Annotated in this window: 20 protein-coding genes; 2 read left to right on the top strand and 18 right to left on the bottom strand. The window is 35.5% G+C overall.

Annotated features, from left to right (window positions below):
• Positions 1 to 59: 59 nt before the first annotated feature.
• On the bottom strand, positions 60 to 1475 hold the full coding sequence (locus BMX24_RS04300) for a RagB/SusD family nutrient uptake outer membrane protein (RefSeq protein WP_089790827.1): 1416 nt from the start codon (positions 1473 to 1475) through the stop codon (positions 60 to 62).
• A 12-nt stretch (positions 1476 to 1487) separates the two neighbouring features.
• Positions 1488 to 4313 (bottom strand): SusC/RagA family TonB-linked outer membrane protein, encoded by a 2826-nt coding sequence (locus BMX24_RS04295; RefSeq protein WP_089790826.1) that lies wholly within the window; start codon positions 4311 to 4313, stop codon positions 1488 to 1490.
• 377 nt (positions 4314 to 4690) lie between these two features.
• Between BMX24_RS04295 and BMX24_RS04290 the strand changes: the two genes are divergently transcribed.
• Together BMX24_RS04290 and BMX24_RS04285 are read left to right on the top strand one after the other, a co-directional pair.
• Positions 4691 to 5368, top strand: coding sequence for a DUF4197 family protein (locus tag BMX24_RS04290; RefSeq protein WP_089790825.1), 678 nt, complete (start codon positions 4691 to 4693; stop codon positions 5366 to 5368).
• 42 nt (positions 5369 to 5410) lie between these two features.
• Positions 5411 to 5716, top strand: a complete 306-nt coding sequence (locus tag BMX24_RS04285; RefSeq protein ID WP_089756627.1) for a DUF493 family protein — start codon at positions 5411 to 5413, stop codon at positions 5714 to 5716.
• Between the two features lie 55 nt (positions 5717 to 5771).
• Here the strand turns inward: BMX24_RS04285 and BMX24_RS04280 are convergent, their stop codons facing one another.
• The 16 genes from BMX24_RS04280 to BMX24_RS04205 all read right to left on the bottom strand — a co-directional run bounded on the left by BMX24_RS04280 (position 5772) and on the right by BMX24_RS04205 (position 17192).
• Positions 5772 to 6122 (bottom strand): ArsC/Spx/MgsR family protein, encoded by a 351-nt coding sequence (locus tag BMX24_RS04280; protein WP_089790824.1) that lies wholly within the window; start codon positions 6120 to 6122, stop codon positions 5772 to 5774.
• An 89-nt stretch (positions 6123 to 6211) separates the two neighbouring features.
• Positions 6212 to 6826 carry a deoxynucleoside kinase gene (locus BMX24_RS04275; RefSeq protein ID WP_089790823.1) on the bottom strand — a complete coding sequence of 205 codons (615 nt, stop codon included), beginning with the start codon at positions 6824 to 6826 and terminating at the stop codon, positions 6212 to 6214.
• Positions 6827 to 6854: 28 nt separating this feature from the next.
• Positions 6855 to 7835 carry a hypothetical protein gene (locus BMX24_RS04270; RefSeq protein ID WP_089790822.1) on the bottom strand — a complete coding sequence of 327 codons (981 nt, stop codon included), beginning with the start codon at positions 7833 to 7835 and terminating at the stop codon, positions 6855 to 6857.
• A 96-nt stretch (positions 7836 to 7931) separates the two neighbouring features.
• A complete protein-coding gene (locus BMX24_RS04265) occupies positions 7932 to 8954 on the bottom strand; it encodes a glutaminyl-peptide cyclotransferase (protein ID WP_089790821.1) in 1023 nt (340 codons plus the stop codon).
• 35 nt (positions 8955 to 8989) lie between these two features.
• Positions 8990 to 9373, bottom strand: a complete 384-nt coding sequence (locus BMX24_RS04260) for a VOC family protein (RefSeq protein ID WP_170835653.1) — start codon at positions 9371 to 9373, stop codon at positions 8990 to 8992.
• Between the two features lie 42 nt (positions 9374 to 9415).
• A complete protein-coding gene (locus BMX24_RS04255) occupies positions 9416 to 9847 on the bottom strand; it encodes an SRPBCC family protein (RefSeq protein WP_089790819.1) in 432 nt (143 codons plus the stop codon).
• Between the two features lie 104 nt (positions 9848 to 9951).
• Positions 9952 to 11565 carry a Na+/H+ antiporter gene (locus BMX24_RS04250; RefSeq protein WP_089790818.1) on the bottom strand — a complete coding sequence of 538 codons (1614 nt, stop codon included), beginning with the start codon at positions 11563 to 11565 and terminating at the stop codon, positions 9952 to 9954.
• A 77-nt stretch (positions 11566 to 11642) separates the two neighbouring features.
• Positions 11643 to 12641 carry a bestrophin family protein gene (locus tag BMX24_RS04245; RefSeq protein ID WP_089790817.1) on the bottom strand — a complete coding sequence of 333 codons (999 nt, stop codon included), beginning with the start codon at positions 12639 to 12641 and terminating at the stop codon, positions 11643 to 11645.
• Positions 12642 to 12721: 80 nt separating this feature from the next.
• Positions 12722 to 13402, bottom strand: coding sequence for a DUF2490 domain-containing protein (locus tag BMX24_RS04240; RefSeq protein ID WP_089790816.1), 681 nt, complete (start codon positions 13400 to 13402; stop codon positions 12722 to 12724).
• 108 nt (positions 13403 to 13510) lie between these two features.
• Positions 13511 to 13912, bottom strand: coding sequence for a DUF1398 domain-containing protein (locus BMX24_RS04235; protein ID WP_089790815.1), 402 nt, complete (start codon positions 13910 to 13912; stop codon positions 13511 to 13513).
• Positions 13913 to 14182: 270 nt separating this feature from the next.
• Positions 14183 to 14632, bottom strand: coding sequence for a VOC family protein (locus tag BMX24_RS04230; protein ID WP_089790814.1), 450 nt, complete (start codon positions 14630 to 14632; stop codon positions 14183 to 14185).
• Positions 14633 to 14721: 89 nt separating this feature from the next.
• Positions 14722 to 15264, bottom strand: coding sequence for an SRPBCC family protein (locus tag BMX24_RS04225; RefSeq protein ID WP_089790813.1), 543 nt, complete (start codon positions 15262 to 15264; stop codon positions 14722 to 14724).
• A gap of 201 nt (positions 15265 to 15465) precedes the next feature.
• Positions 15466 to 15837 (bottom strand): VOC family protein, encoded by a 372-nt coding sequence (locus tag BMX24_RS04220; RefSeq protein ID WP_089790812.1) that lies wholly within the window; start codon positions 15835 to 15837, stop codon positions 15466 to 15468.
• Complete coding sequence (locus BMX24_RS04215; RefSeq protein WP_089790811.1) at positions 15834 to 16238, bottom strand: hypothetical protein; 405 nt, start codon at positions 16236 to 16238, stop codon at positions 15834 to 15836. The genes BMX24_RS04220 and BMX24_RS04215 overlap by 4 nt, the downstream gene beginning before the upstream one ends.
• Positions 16239 to 16240: 2 nt before the next feature.
• On the bottom strand, positions 16241 to 16711 hold the full coding sequence (locus tag BMX24_RS04210) for a hypothetical protein (RefSeq protein ID WP_089790810.1): 471 nt from the start codon (positions 16709 to 16711) through the stop codon (positions 16241 to 16243).
• Between the two features lie 25 nt (positions 16712 to 16736).
• Positions 16737 to 17192, bottom strand: a complete 456-nt coding sequence (locus tag BMX24_RS04205) for a DUF1569 domain-containing protein (protein WP_089790809.1) — start codon at positions 17190 to 17192, stop codon at positions 16737 to 16739.
• Positions 17193 to 17473: the final 281 nt, after the last annotated feature.

Genomic DNA, 17473 nt, shown 5'->3' with positions numbered 1-17473 from the left:
TCATCCCTAAAAGAAGAGGAGAACTTTCATTCTCCTCTAAAGTTTTTTATTGATTAATTTTAATAGCCAGGGTTCTGGGTATAAGTTCCGTTACTTTGGTTCATTGCATCCAAAGGAATCGGGAAAACTTCATTTTTATTAGCTTTAAATCCGTAAGAAGCTAAAACCGTAGCCGCCTGTCCTGTTCTTACAAGATCTACAAAACGATCACCTTCTAAAGCCAATTCTACTCTACGCTCATGCCAGATTGCTGTACGTAAAGCTCCTTGGGTAGAAGCCGTTGTATTCGGCAATTGAGCTCTGGTTCTAACTTTATTAAGATTTGTTACAGCTGTTCCTGTATTTCCTAACTCATTAGCTGCTTCAGCATTAATTAAAAGAATTTCTGCAAATCTTAAAATTCTGATATTTTGGATAGATCCGTAACCACAAGCACTATTATTCAATGACGTAGGAACATAAATCTTTTGATTAAATGTCGTAACAGAATTTGGATCCTGCATAGCTATAAGATCACCTTCCGGTGTTACTTCACCATTTCTAAGAATTGTATATTCTTTACGAATATCTCCAGGTTCAAATGCATTTTCTAATGCTTGAGAAGGTGTGAAAAAGCCCCATCCAAACTGATTTCTAACACCTTGAACTTCGGCATATTGACTACCTCCGTATTGAGCAGAACATTGGCAATTTACTTCAAAAACAGATTCTGATCCGAATTCTCCAGCTGGTCTGAATAAATGATTGAAATCCGGATCTAAGGCATATCCCATTGCAATTACCTGATTTGAAGTATCATAAGCTTTTTGCCAGTCTTTTTTATAAAGATATACTTTAGACAATAATCCTAAAGCTGCCCCTTTCGTCACTCTTCCTAAATCTGCTGCTCCATACGTCTGAGGAAGTACCTCTGCAGCACTGGTAAGATCGGCGATGATAAAATTATAAACTTCTTCTACTGAATTTCTAGGAATATTATAATTTTGCTGAATACCATCGAAGATTGGAACTCCACCATAAATCCTTACTAAATTGAAATAGAAATAAGCTCTCAGCATTTTAGCTTCTGCAACAAGTCTACCTCTTAGCGTACTATCCATATCTATATTCGGAACATTCGTAATCACCTGATTACATCTGTTCACAGCCTGCCATTGTCCGATCCAGTATCCTCTTACTCCTTCGTCACTTACTGTATAGCTAAAATTATCATAGGCATTGATAAAAGATGCATCGCCTGGATTAGATCCTTTGATAACATCATCTGCCGGAACACCAAAAACAAACTGGTATGGAAAAGCCGAGTTTTCCCAGCTTCTAAGGAAACTATATATAGCACTTGTTGCCTGCAATGCATCATCCTGCGTTTTAAAGAATGATGAAGCCTCTGTTCTCCCTTCTTGTTGTATATCTAAGTAATCGTTACAACTTACTATTACTGATAGTAAAGCTATTGATAAAAATATTTTTTTCATGAGATCTTCTAATTAAAATGTTAAGTTCATACCAAAAGTGTAGATTGCTGAAATAGGATAAATATTATTATCTATTCCCATTTGTACCCTGTCAGTATTTAGGATTTCTGGTGAGAATCCGTGATATTTAAAACTAGTCCAAGGGTTTTGAGCACTTACATATAATCTCAATCTTGTGATAGAAAGAGATTTGCTAAACACTTTTGGCAAGGTATATCCAACCTGAATATTTCTAATTCTGAAGTAGCTTCCATCTTCTACATAGAAACTGCTTGGTAAGATGACAGATTGATTGTTTGTTGTCATCGAGTAACTATTAGAAGTACCCGCGCCATGCCATCTATTGTTATAGAAATCCAAATCCCAGTTCTCGTTTCCGAAACGTTGTTCTCTATTATAGTTATAAATTTTATTACCAAATACGCCCTGGAAATCTATAGCAAAATCAAAATCATAAACATTCATATTCACACCAAATCCGTAAGTTCCTTTAGGAACAGGGCTTCCTAGAAACGTTTTATCTCTTGCATCAATAATCCCGTTTCCATCTAAATCTGCAAATTTGAACCAACCTGCTTTTGCAAGACCTCCATTTTGACCTGATGCTGCCGCTTCAGCATCTGTTTGGAATACACCTGCAACCTGATACCCATAATAAGAACCTACAGCCTGTCCTTCTTGTAATCTGATAATAGAGTTACCAAATAAACTAGCTCCTGTTTCTAAATAGGAACCACTGAAAACTGAAGTAATTTCATTTTTCAAAGTAGTAATATTTCCATACACTCCAAGTCTTACGTTTTCGCTGATTTTTGCATCATAATTTACAGAAGCTTCAAATCCGCGGTTATTGAAAGAATAAGCATTTGTAATATAATTGTTCCAGTTGCTTGCTCCAGATACCGTTCCTTGTACAACACCATATACAACATCCTTAGTATCCTTATCAAAATAAGTCGCTTCAACTTTTAACTTATTATTTAAAAAAGCCATTTCAAGTCCGATGTCTCTACCTGTTGAAATCTCCCAACCAATAGATGGATCGATAATAGTATCAATTGTTTGTGCAGGATTTCCATTATTTCCGAAATATGCTCCAGCATTAATTATTGAAGTATTAAGTGTATAAGCCCTTTGAACATCAGGATTTCCTAATCTACCCCAGCTTCCTCTCAATTTCAAAAGATTAAAGATATTCTGCTCGCTCATGAAGCTTTCTTTTGAAATAACCCAACCTGCGCTTACAGCAGGAAAGAAATGGTATCTATCATCAGAAGAATATTTGGAAGTTCCGTCTCTACGAAGAGATGCATTAATTAAATATTTTCCTTTATAATCATAATTAAGTCTTCCGAAAAACGATTCTATTCTATATTCATCAGGTAAATTTCCTCTTATAACATCGTAATTCGAAACATAGAAACCATCTGTTCCATTAGCAATCTGTAATGAACCATTTGTACCGTCGTAATTAACATTTAATGCAGATCCGTAAATTGGTGTGAATGAGTTTCTTGTTCTCGAAAAGCCCGCTAATAATTCAATATTATGACCGCCAAAAGCTTTTTTCCAAGTTAAAGTATTATCCCAAACATAATTTCTATTTCTGGAATCTCTTGTAATTAATACAGATGCTTTCTGCTGGTCAACAGGAACATATGTAAATGTTGGTGTAAACTCGTATTGATTACTATTGGTGTTATCGGTAGTATAACTTACTCTTAAAGTAAAGTCATTTAAGAATTTATATTCTCCCCAAACATTATTTAATAATCTTTCTTGTCTTATTTGAGATCTATATAAATCTAATTTTGCTCTGGAATTCGGTATTGAATATCCGGTAAAGTATTGATAATTTCCAGTATTTGGATTCATTACTGGGAAAATTGGTGGCGAATTGTAAGCATCCAGCAAAGGATTTTGAGCTAAATCCGTACGCATTTTGGAGAATGTAAAGTTGTCACCAATTGTAATGTTATCTGTAATTTTATAGCTTAAATTTAACTTAGTATTTAATCTGTTAAATTCGCTTCCAGAGTTAATTCCTCTTCCTGCTGCTAAATTACCTTGATCTTGTAAATACCCGATACTTCCATAATAATTAAGCTTTCCTAAACTTCCTGAAGCTGAAAAATCATTAGAATTAATCACACTGGTTCTAAAAATCTCTTTAAACCAGTCTGTATCAGCAGGAAATTGAGCTCTTGATATAGATCCATTACTGGAACCCGTATCATTGATCAGCTTTTCATTATATAGTTCGATGTACTGGTCGCTGTTAGCCATTTTAGGAATGTTTGTTACTGTTTTAAATCCTAAATAAGAATTAAAATTAAAAACAGGCTTCTTCCCTCTTCCAGTTTTTGTTTTAATGATTACAGCACCATTCGCTGCTCTCGCTCCATAAATTGCTAAACTCGAAGGATCCTTTAAAACACTCATGGACTCGATATCCTGAGGTCCTAAAAACGATATATCATCTGTAATCGTACCGTCTACAATAAATACAGGTTTACCACTCATGGAACTAATTCCCCTAATATCAATCCTGGGAGATCCTCCCGGCGATCCTGAATTTAAAATTTGCACACCGGATAATTTCCCTTGAATTGAGCTTATTGGGTTTGCGTTTGGCTTATCTGCAAGGTCTTTTGCTGAAACAACACCAATACTCCCCGTCACATTCTCCTTCTTCTGCGTTCCATATCCAATAAGAACCACCTCTTCAATCTTCTGCTCCTTAGTCGTAGAATCTTTTGGAGTAACCTGCGCATTGACGTTCATACCGAAGTATAAAACAGCAATGAGACATGAATACTTTAAATCACTTTGTTTCATATAGTTTAATTTTATTCGTACAATCACTTATTTGAGGTTGGCTGTAACCCCTTTTGTATACCAGCTTTTGAAATACTTTCTTTATCTCAAAAAAAGACATTAGCCAAAATTATAAAATTATATGTAATATAGTTAATATTTCTTAAAAATTCTACAAAAACACCACTTAATAAGAAAAAAATTAATGAAAATAAAAATTTAACAATTCTTCATTAATGTTAACCATATTTTAAATAAAAAAATGAAATAGCTTTTCCTAACATTTTACTAATAAAATCACCCAATAAAGCCCAATAACTTTTAATATTTTGTTAAAATGAATATTGTGGTTAAATTTGGTTCGTTATTTGGAAACTATAATCGTTTAATATATATCAATGAAAAAATACATCATCGCTGCAGCCTTACTTATCGGGACAGGAGCTGTTATCAATACGACAATGCAATCTTGCACTACACTGGCGACAACAGACCTGGGTTTATCAATTATCAAAAAATTTCTTTTGAATGGGATTGATAAAGGAGTGAATATTTACAGCAATAAACAGGCATTCCTTCAAAATAATATGGTTGACAAAGCCCTTCCGAAGCAGCTTAGAGACATCAACTCTATGTTGGAAAAAGTAGCTCCGTCTTTGGTGGCAAAAGAAAGAGAATATATTGCAGACGCCGCTGTGTATACAGTCAATATTTCAAAACCGATTTTAGTGAATGCGGTGAATACTTTGAACGCACAGGACGTAACAAGAATCATCCAGGGTGAAAAAGGAACGGCAACCCTTATTCTGAAAGAAAAAACTTCCCAACAGCTTATCGCGGCAATTGCTCCGAAAGTAGATGAACAGCTGAATAAATACGGGATCGTAAAAAGCATCAACACCGCTTTGTCAGGAAGCAATCTACTGGGAAGTTTGTTAGGTGGAAATAAGACTAGCGTAAATGCAGGTGGTTTGAGCCAACTCGCCTCAGAACAACTGGTAAACGGAATGTTTAATATTATCGAAGATTACGAACAGCAAAACTCCAAGGCTCTTCTGGGACCACTTGGAAAATAGAAAAATTTTCGTTATATTTATATATATTTTTAAAATTTGTAGATGGATATATTACAAGGAAATCAACACGCGAGCCCCGAAGATTTCTACAATTCTTTGAGGGAGAAACTGGAAGATCACCACGATTTTCCGGAAGATTATTTATTCAAATTTATCATTCCGACGGATCAGTCGAAACTTACGGAAATTTACAGGGTTTTCGACGGTATCAAATTTACATTGGGAAACCGCGAAAGCAAAAACGGAAAATATACGGCCTGCAATATCAATGCATTTGTTTTGGATGCCAATCAGGTGGTAAATATTTATAAAGAAGTAGCAAAAATAGAAGGAGTTATTCTATTGTAAAAAAACAAAAAGTCAGCTTTACCGCTGACTTTTTAGTTTAGATTTTTAATGCTTATTATTTTTCGATAAAATACTTGACATTCTCTATCGGTCTTCCCAACATCGCCACAGAACCTTTAATAAGAATAGGTCTTTGGATGAGTGAAGGGTTTTCAGATAAGATCTTTATCCATTCTTCTTCGGATAAATTTTTACTCGCAAAATTTTCAAGATATAATTTTTCTGTTTTTCTGATGATGTGAAAAACACTTTGATTCAGTTTTTTTAAAACAGTTTTAATTTCCAGGATACTCAACGGATCTTCCACCATATTAATGATCTCAAATGGTACTCCATTCTCGTCCAGATATTCCAAAACCGCATTCGACTTGGAACAATTTCCGTTATGTAAAACTTTAACTAACATTTTTAATTGTATTTAAAAATTAAAACTCGTCCTAAACAAAGTTAGAAAGAAATCAAGTTATGAAAACCTTAATTTATACTAAATCTTTGTTAAAACAAACCATTCAGTTCCGCTTCTATTTTTTCTAAAATGAATCCAAAATCCTCAGGCTTTTCAACGAAATCCAGATCATCAACTTCAATAATCAGCAGTTTCCCTTCGGTATAATCGGAAATCCACTTTTCATATTTCTGATTCAATTTTGAAAGATATTCAATACTGATGGACGCTTCATATTCACGGCCTCTTTTGTAAATCTTTTTAACCAGATTAGGAACATCAGATTTAAGATAAATCAATAAATCCGGCGCAGAAACGAAAGATTTCATCAAACTAAACACAGATGCATAATTATTAAAATCCCTGTCCGAAAGCAGACCCATATCATTCAGGTTTTCCGCAAAAATATGAGCGTCTTCGTAGATCGTACGATCCTGGATAATACTTTTTCCGCTTTCTCTGATCTCTTTTACCTGTCGGAATCTGCTTCCCAGAAAATAAATCTGTAAAGCAAAACTCCATTTGCTCATATCCGCATAAAAGTCCTCCAGATAAGGATTGTGATCTACATCTTCAAACTGAGCATCCCATCCGTAATGCTTGGCCAGCATCGTCGTTAATGTAGTTTTTCCTGCCCCAATATTTCCTGTAACCGCAATGTGCATATTTTTCCCTTGGTATGTTTTTGATTTTTCACTGAACCCCTGCAGACTGCACTTCCGAAGCATCTTCAATCAGATTTTGCAGAGAGCTTTTGGCCGGATTATCATTTTCTATTTCCTTCGTCTTTTTTTCCAGCTTTCCTTCCGGGCTATCCGGTTCTGCAGTTTTCTCTTCTACTTTTTCTACTTCTTTTTCGGTAGTTTTTTGTTCCGGCTGCGGATCTGTTTTAGGTTGAGTTTCTTTACTTGTTTCGAGGTTGTAAAGATAAACGTTGTTGGCTTTGATTTCAAAATAAGAAAGGGTGTTTTTATCCACAATTTGTGCATCGGGATCATCAAAAATTTTCACCATTTCTTTTTCAGGAACGTATTTTAAAATCGAATTGTTGGTAATTACCAAAATAAATTCATTTTCTCTTCTGAAACGTTTTCCTTTATCAATCGGGGCTTCAAAGATTTTTTCAAATTTTAATGAATACACCCTGATGTAAGTTCTTGTTAAAATATACACCTTATTTTCATACACCAAAAGATCCATCAGATCGTCAAAACTTGCATCAAAAGGATAAGAATTAATGGTCGTCTCGTTCCTGAAGTTGTATTGAATCAGACGTTTTGTACTGTCGTCCAACAACCATAACTGCTGAAGATCTTCGGCATACGCCATTTTAATAAATCCAAATTTCTGCTTAAAATCCACACGCTGAATTTCGTTCAGATTTTGATCTACGAATTTTAGTTCCTGGGCATTTTCAGAAAATAAAGGAACGCTCAAAGGATTTTGCACGCTCTGAACTTTATACGGAACCGTAAGCATCATTTTCCCGATCTGTTTCCCTAAAGAATCATACTTCGTAAAACTGAAATTTTTATTGGTATAGAGGTACAGATTTCCATAATCGTCGGCAAGCATATCTACCGTTCCTTTAAGCTTTAAAGTATCTAAAGGAAGGAGTTTCTGTGCAGATAACGAACAGAAAATCAGTATAAATATAATGTGTAATATTCTCAAATTTTTACTTAAATTACTAAAGATAGCGCTCCCAAAAGGAACGCTACCAATTTACCATTTTATTTTATTTTCAATAGAAATTGTGATGCATTTTAATTATTTGATCGCAACTTCATAAATCTTCGACCAGTTTTTCCCCGTCACCAGCATATTATCTCCTTTGAAAGCAATTCCGTTGAGTACATCGTCACTTCCTTTTGTATTTTGTTTTGCAATATCTGTGAAATCAAATGTGCCGACAACTTCTCCATTTGCAGGATCTATTTTTAAGATAATCGGTTTTTGCCAAACGTTTGCGTAGATAAATCCGTTGTGATATTCAAGCTCGTTCAGTTGATCGTAAGCCTGAGAACTTCCTGCAACAGCAATATATTTCACCAATTTTGAAGGATTGTTCGGATCAAGGAAATATAATAATTTGCTTCCGTCGGATGCGATCAGGTCTTTACCGTCGTAGGTTAAGCCCCAACCTTCACCCAGTACATTCGGATATGGGAATTCTTTTAATAATTTTAATGAATTTTTATCATAAATGTAACCTTTTTTACTTTGCCAGGTCAATTGATAAACTTTATCCCCGACAATTGTGCTTCCTTCAGAAAAATCTTCCTGAGCCTGTTTGGTAGAAGCTAACGGGGTTGTGGTTCCCAATGTATATTTTAAAATCTGTGAAGAACCGTTCTGTCCATCACTTTCGTAGATGGTATTCCCTTCAATCTGGAAACCCTGCACGAAATTCTTCGGATCATGCGGATATTCGGCTACGACTTGATAAGCAATATTTTTTTCAGGATTTTTTGCAAAAACATTGATGGTTGCGTCCTGAGTAAGCGTTTCGCCACCTTTTGTTTTGACATTAAAAGTTACGGCATTGTCTCCCAGTGTAAAGAATTTAGGATCAATCGTTAAATTTGAAGTTTCTTTATCTCCAAAACTGATTGTAATGCTTGCTGCATCATCTGTAACTTCTTTTGGCAGTGCCAGTTTATCTCCAAAATGATACCCTTTCTGCTCCATTGAGTTATTATAGTCTGCTAAAGAATCGAGAACCTTCTTATCATTTTTACAAGAAGCCAACAACAAAACTGCTGCAAAACCTGCTATAATATTTTTTTTCATTGAATTTCTAAATATTTCCCCAAAATTAGCAAATTTTATTCCGCTTTGCTAATTTCGTTAATATGTTGACCAAATTGTAATATATAACCGTTGTTGTCATAGATCGCAAACTCCCTCATTTCCCAGTCAAAAGTCTCGATTTCGTAGCAGATTTTCGCCTTTGTTTTCAAATCTTCCCAGAGCTCGTCGACATTATTTACATTAAAATAAAATGAACCTGTAAAGCCAATTCCGTTAAAATTTTCAATTTCATTCGGTTTGGAAAGCATGATCTGTACACCGTCTTTTTCAAGTGATGCCCATTGCCAGTCGTCATTTTTTTCCTGTAAAATAAAACCGAGAAACTGGGTGTAAAATCCAATGGTTTCATCCAATCTTTCTGTCCATAAAACCGGACGGAGGGACGTGAATTTGGTCATTATTTATTTATTTTTAATTGAAATATTATTTGTTTTAAACCATTAAGATTTATTTTCCAAATACGGCTTCAAGCTTTGCCCAATAATTCCGTTCCAGCCTTCCGTAAATGCATTTTGTGAAAAATTTTCACCCAGATCACTGAAATTATCAATACCATCATGAGTTAATTTGACCAATGTTTCGTTTCCTTGCGGCTGAAGTTCCCAGGTTACCATTGTTTTTTCATTTGAAAACTCAGGATATGTCCAGGTGTGCTTTAATTTCTGTTCAGGAATAATTTCAACAACTTCCGCCTGATGATGATATTTTTTTTCGTCTCCAGGCTCATAAAAATTAAAAACTTTTCCGGTTTCCAATTCAAAATCCGGAATATCAAAATACCAGGATCTCATTTCGGTTTTGTCGGTTAATGCCTTCCAAACCCGTTCGATGGGTGCATTTACTTTGTATTCAACGATAATTGGGTTGCTCATATTTGATGTTTTTTTTAATTAAAATTATTGAAGCTTATAATTTAATCACAATTTCACTTCAGTAGATTCTTCACTCCGTTCTCAATGACAAGCTGAACATTTCACTATCCATGCGAGAATCCCGTAATCTTTGCTTCATCAAAATCAAGCTGCATTTCGATGGTTCTCATCACATGATCATCAAAAATCTTCTCACGCTTTAGGCGGTGAAGTTCGTTTCGCTGCGCCTGGATGACCTGCCGCATTACGTCTTTATTTTCACTCATCGCCGTTACATAATCTCCTGTAGAAGCCATACATTGGGCTTTATCCGCCATCATCATCATCTCATTTTCCAGCTTGTGTTTCTGGTGCTGTACAAGACTGTTTCTTTGTGCCAGCTCCGAAAAATCCGAGTCTAATTTCTGTAAAGCCGTTTCCTTCAGCTTTCTCATTAAGATCACCTCCTGTTTTTCTTCGGGAAGTTCGCTTCCGGCATCGTCTATTTTTAATAATTTTAAAATTGGGGTTAATAACAGTCCTTGTCCGACTAAAGTTATCAATATAATAACGAAAGTTACGAATAAAATGATATTTCTATGCGGAAACGCTTCACCATTCGGGAGAAATGCAGGAATCGACAATGCTGCTGCCAAAGACACCACTCCCCTCATCGCCGCAAAACTGATGATGAACGGCTCCCGCCAATCCGGTTTCGGGGTTTTAAGCCGTATCTCTTTTGAACAAAATCTTGGGAAATACATCAGGGCATAACTGTACAGAATTCTTGTGAAAATAATGGCTCCGCCAATCACAATGCTGTAAAAAATCCCTTCCGTAATGGTGTAATCTTTCATGGCTGCCACTACAACAGGTAATTCCAGGCCGATGAGGATGAAAATAATCGTATTCATCAGGAAGATCAGGACACTCCAGACATTTCCCGATTGGATCCTTGAAGTATGGCTCAGGTAACAGTGTGAATTGTAAGACATCAACAAACCTCCCGTAACCACTGACAATACCCCAGAAAAGTGAAAATGTTCTGCTGCAACGTACATCACATAAGGAACTATTAATGTAATAATGGTATCAATATTAGAATTTGACGGAATAATTTTCAGTAATGTTCCGAAAAGAAGTCCGGATCCGACTCCCACCGCAATTCCTCCGATCGCCATTGAAAAGAAATCTTTCACGGCTTCCCCGAAAATAAATTGCCCGGAAATCACTGCGGCTAAGGCAAATTTAAATACAATTAAACTCGATGCATCGTTGATCAAACTTTCACCTTCCAAAATTGTTGTGATCTTTTTCGGAATTTTCATGTGTTTTAATACTGAAGTAGCGGCAACCGCATCCGGCGGAGAATTTACTCCTCCCAATAAAAATCCCATCGCGACCGTAAGTCCCGGAATAATCGATGATGAAAGGTAAGCTACGACCATTGAGGTAAGGAACACCAATCCGAAAGCCATCGAAAAGATCTGTTTTCTCCATTTATGAAAATCCTGCCATGAGGTAAACCACGCCGCTTCAAATAAGATCGGCGGAAGGAAAATCAGGAATACCAAATCCGGTTCTATTTCAATATGTGGCATTCCAGGAATTAGACTTATCAGAAGCCCTGCAATTACCAGGAAAATCGGATAAGCAACTCTCAGTTTTTGTCCTATCATTACCAATATCATCACAGACAATAACACCGCGATTGATATTATGACATAGTTGTGAATCATTTATTTATATTTTTTTGATGTTAATTTTTATTCTTTCGCAGATTTTGCTGATTTAGCAAATCTTTTTTCCCTTCTTTTTAAAGAACAATATTATTTTTCGCTGTGATAACCGGTGGAAGATTGGTTTCGTCCAGCATATCTCTCATATCAATTTCAATTGTTCTGCTTATCTGCGTGATCGGAACGTCATTCGGACTGCCTTCAAACGGATTGACAGAAGCTTCCCCGACCGAGTCTAATGTATGGAAACACCAGGTTACCAATAAGGAAAACGGAATATTGAACCACAATGTGAAGCCTTCTACCATGGTTCCGTCGCCTAGTTTGTCAAACTCTTTCAATAATCCGAAAGGCACGAAAGCAATGAACAGCAACAAAAGGTAAGTTGTAATCGAGGAAAAATTTCTTGGATAAGGAAAGTTTTTAATACGCTCCGCTTTTCCCTGATTATCAGTGAATTTCACCAACTGCTGATTGACCTGCATCCATTGGCAATCCTTAATTTCTCCTTTTGCATAGGCCTCTGACAAGACCTTGCTCTGAACGGCCATGAGCTGCGTTGCCCTATTTTTTTTAGTTAAAATATATTGAAGTTCGTCTCCCGAAAGATATTTTTTCAGTTCATCTTCCAACTTTGAAAGTCTTTCCGGAATTTCATATTTTTTTGAATATTCATCAAATTGAGCGGTGGTCATATTTTCCCAGGCTCTCGGCTCGCGAAGCTGAAAACGAAGTGCCGTCAACCAGGCATAATGACGAAGAAACATATCCTTTACCTCATCCGGATTTTTTAAAGAATCCCGCAACATATAGCCAAAACTACGGCTGTCGTTGATGATTCCTCCATAAATTTGTCTTGCTTCCCAAAGACGGCCATAGCTTGCATTGTTTTTAAAACCAACAATAAAAGCTACCGCAGTTCCCATGATGGCGATCGGCTGCCACGGAAATGACAAAAACGTCCATCCGCAATAATATAGAATCGTAGGGATTGCCGATAAAACCAATAAACCATAGATACTTCTTCTTGTCCAGAAAATGAATTCACCTGCTCCAAATTTTTTCCCTGAGTGCATGAGTTTTATTTTTTAATTATTTGAGTTTTATTTAAAAATAAAGTTTAAACAGACAATTAATGATCGTTTACCATTCATTTTTAATCATTTTTTGTGAAAGAAATATTGTTATAAAAACCAATCTGGATCTGTCCGCGGTTTTTATTTTCCTGAATCTGGTTCATATATCCTGCTTCAATCCTCATATTTTTGTTGATCACATATCCCAAAGCTCCATAGACACGGTTTCTGTCGAAAACAGGGCTGTCAAAATGAAGAAAAATTTCATTATAAACAGATCCGTAAAAGGTTTTTGGAAGCATTTCCTTGTTATTGATCGGGATATTGAAACCTAAAAGATAACGAAACCTCATTCTGAAATCATCCTGTAAAAAACGCTCTTCCAACCTGTAACGATGTTGAATATTGAAACGTCCGAACTTCTGTTTTGTAATATACTGCTGGAAAATCCTGTGTTCTATATTTTCAGTTTTTTCACCGTTTATATAAGGTTTGCTTAAAATAAAACCATAGCCCAGCAAAATATTGTTATTATTTTCCGTTAAGTCATATCCGATTCCCGTACGAATTAAAAGCTGCTCCAGATCACCACCTGCATCAAAATTCCGGTATTGGATTTCATTGTGAAAGTTGAGCTTTTTACTGATCTTATTATTCCCGAAATACATATACCATGCTCCCAAATCACTCTTCTGAGCGTAAGTTGCCGTTACAGCCAACCCAAAAATCATTACAGCTAAAAATGACCTTACCATTCTCATATTTTTAAATTTATTATTAAAATCTATCACATTTTAAAAAGTGATTCCAATTATCAATAATAAGCAAAAAAAATTTTCTATGGAAATTTATCTTTCTATTAAAATAATTTATAATGTCGGTACCTGTTCTATCAAGACTTCATTTCCTGTTTTGTCAAAATAAGAACACGTCATTTTATTTAAATCCATATTCCAGCCTTCTATTCCGTTTTCAGCACAGTCGTGGCAGAAGGTTGCATAATCTGTTCCTCCTTGCTGATGAAGCTTTAACCTTGATTTAAATTGATCTAAATTTACTATCCCGGAAACGCTTCTAACGGCTTCATCTTTTCCTCTGGTAGTCGCTGTTAGCTGGTTTTGAGAATCAAAATAATCGATATTATTATCTGAAATATAAGACGTATAGTATGAAACACCTAAATCTTTGAGTGCCTGAATATATCTTGGAAAATCGGCACCACTTTTCACTTTCTGATGTTCCGTTTTGATTTGCTCGATTGTGAATTTCATCTTTATTTTTTTTTAAACGCAAAGGACATAAGGATTTTTTAAATGGATTGTGAATATTCTTCGTTCGCAAAGGCTTTAACACTCAGCAAAGGCTTAATTTTAAAATAAACATTAAACCCTGAACTCAAAACACTAAACTTAAAACTTTAAACCTTGAACTTTAAACCTTTATCCTTTCAAATTTAAAAATTTTTGAAATGCAAAAATGATTATAAAACAAAAAACCGACAGAATCTGCTGCCGGTTTATTTCATACGCTCTGAATAGAGATTAAGGATGTTGCTGCATTTTTGCAGGATCATCGTAGTTTACCATCCAGTTGATGCCGAATTTATCTGTAAACATTCCGAAATATGCTCCCCAGAAAGTGTCTGCCATTGGCATTGTTACCATTCCTCCTGCAGAAAGTCCAGCGAATAATTTCTCTGCTTCTTCCTTAGATTCTGCATTGATAGAAATTGAGAAGTTATTTCCCGCTTTGAATTGAGAAGTCCAGTCGCAACCTGCATCACTTCCCATTAGAACAGTTTCCTTAGAAATCGGAAGAGAAACGTGCATGATTTTGTTTTTGTCCTCTTCTTTGGTCTCCTGCCCTTCCATTGGAGGCATTTCCCCGAAAGTTCCGATGTAAGGATATTCTCCTCCGAAAACAGATTTGTAAAAATCAAATGCTTCTCTGCAATTTCCATTGAATGTTAAATAAACATTTACTGATGCCATAATGTGTTCTTTTTATATGTTAGTTTTAATTGTTTTGAGTTCAGGGTTTTGAGTTCCGAGTTCCGGGTTTTGTGCTCTGAGTTTAAGGTTTATTGCTTCTCGGATAGGTTTTTAAGCCTTGTAAGGCCTTCCTGATAATCTTTTCCGATTGCTTCTTCCAAATTCATGAATAATTTCATGACCGTAAAAGGATAGGGAATCGTAGAAGTGAATCCCCATGTTGCTTTACTTCCGTTTCCTTCCGGAACTACCGTTACATAAGCATTTGCTTCACTTTTGTATGGGGTAAGAAAAACGATTTCCGTATCAATTCTTTTTTGGGCATTGTCTACTTTTTTCACTTCCTGACAGCCTTCTCCAGCTTCTTTTTTCTGGCTTTTCCAGCAAACTTTTTCACCCGGTTGTCCGGTGGTTCCCGTCCAGTCTTTTTTCATATTGGGATCGATGTCATTCCATGGACTCCATTGATCCATTGCTTTCAAGGTATTGGTATTCTGCCATACTTTTTCAACCGGAGCATTGATTGTAATAGATTTCTCATATTTACAATCTCCCGAGATAAAAAATGCAGTCACCAGCCAAAATATTAAAATTGAAGCCAAGACAATGATTGTCCACTTTAAAATTTTCATATGAATGTTTTTTTTAAATTAAATCTATTAGCTTTTATTTTCACCACAAAAGAAACAAAAAATTAGCCTATTAATTATTTTAAGTTCATTATTAACCTGCCAATAAGAACACATTAGTTTTTAAAAATCTTTGATTTTATTCTTTTGAGAACTTATCTTGTTTAAAAATGAGCTTTTGCTTATTTTACGGTTAAAACAGTTTTATCTATGCTGATCGATTAAAATCATATTTCCATCCGGATCTTTCAAATAGATGTGTGCCGGACCGGAAGATGTTTCGTCCGTTTCTTTTTGTACTTCTATGCCCTGTTCTTTCAGGTGTTTCTGGATAACACGTACATCATCAAAAGTTTCGAGGTTTTGTGCATTCTGATCCCATCCCGGATTGAAAGTCAGCATATTTCCGTCGAACATCGCCTGAAAAAGACCGATAATATGTTCACCGTTTTTCATGATCAGATAATTATGTTCCATCGCTCCGGCCATACAGCTGAACCCTAATTTTTCGTAAAAATCTTTTGATTTCTGAAGATCTTTTACGCTTAAACTCACTGAAAATGCGCCTAATTTCATGCTTTATTTGTATTTAATGCTAATTTATATCCTGCTAAAACCAATCCCCAAACTGCAATTCCAAGAACCCAGAACCAGGCCGGAGTCGGCAAAACAACCATATTGTAGATCGTAAAAAACATAAAGATGATTCCACAAATAATAGCTGCGGTAGGTTTGTTGTTATTCGCCACTTTTGTCGCCACAAATCCCGAAAGAAGAGCGCCCAAAGCATAGCCCAGAATGACTATAAATTTTCCCATAAAAGGTAAATTTTCCACGTATGTTTTGAAACCTTCCATATCAGTGGGTTTCAAGCCTGCTGGAAGCGGGTACAAAGAATGCCCCACTCTTTCTATAAGCCAAATGCCGATGGAACCTACAATGATTCCGGCTATCACAGCTAAAATTCGTCTTAACATGGTTATTGATTTTTTATTCTTGTCTTAAAATCCAGCGTTCCGTCGTAGCTTTTCCAGTCACCTATCAAATCGATATACTGTGCTTCAACTTTTTCTGTGTTTTTATTCCATTTGAAGGTATAAATGAACTTGCCTTTGAAAAGCCCGGAATGTTTTCCTTTATTTTCTTCTGCCAGCTCATATTCACCATAAACAGTGCCTTTTTTCTTGGCATCTTTGTATTTGGTGATGGTAAGCTTACCCTCAAATTTTGTATAGTTTTTATCAACCAGCGTATATCCCGAAACGAAATATTCCTGGTCGTTTTTCTTATTCTGTTCAGAAATATTGATCTTAAGCTTAATTTCCTGATTTTTATTTCCGATTGTTCCTGTGTATGGCTTGCTACTATTCAGCCAGACATTCGAAATATCCGGCATTTGTGCGAACGCGAAATTGGAAACAAGGATAAAGAATAATAAAATTTTTTTCATGTGGTTTTAATTTTTATTTAAAATATTAAACTCCGAATTGCGCCAGATGGTGGTTGAGATGTTTTGCAAACATATTGTTCCATTCCTGAGCTTTCAGTTTGCCGAAAGAAAAAGATTCTTTGCCATCGAAAGCCGAAGCTCCCAACTGCTGGGTTTTCTGGATAAAACCGATCAACCTTTTCTTTTCTTCCTCGAAATTTTTTCTTTCTGAAACGATAAACTGAGGGGCAGTAGGACCATTTTGAGGGTAGGCTTTGTCGCCCACCACTTTAGATTTTACAAAAGTTTTTAAAATAAATTTTGCAATTGATCCCGGTTTTTTGTGTTTTTCCGGTTCGTAAACCATTTCATAAGATACGTTACAGTGCGCCAACATTTGGTCAACTGTCATTTTTCCCCATAAACCATGTGTTTCCGGTGTAAGATTATTTATCCTATCAATGTAATTCTGAGCATCTTTAGCATCAAAAACGTTTTCCATAGTATATTTAATTGTTAAAAAACAAATATATCAGTTTTTTTTATCTTTTTTAAGTATTTGCAAAAAAGAAATTAATCAATTAAAAATCAAAACAATACAAATTAAATACTATAAATTACTCAAATAAATGTAATGTTAAACTATTTAAAACCTTATAAATTAAAAATTTACATTTCATTGATATCGTCTATTGAATTTTATTCATTTAAATTAAGGAATTGAAGAAAAAGGCTGAAAGAAAGAAGTTGGAAGTTATTCGTAATACTCAACTGAGGCTTGTG

This window comes from Chryseobacterium wanjuense (assembly GCF_900111495.1).
In the GTDB taxonomy this organism is placed as follows: domain Bacteria; phylum Bacteroidota; class Bacteroidia; order Flavobacteriales; family Weeksellaceae; genus Chryseobacterium; species Chryseobacterium wanjuense.
Note: the sequence above shows the minus strand (reverse complement) of the source record. Positions and strands in the feature narration are given on the sequence as shown.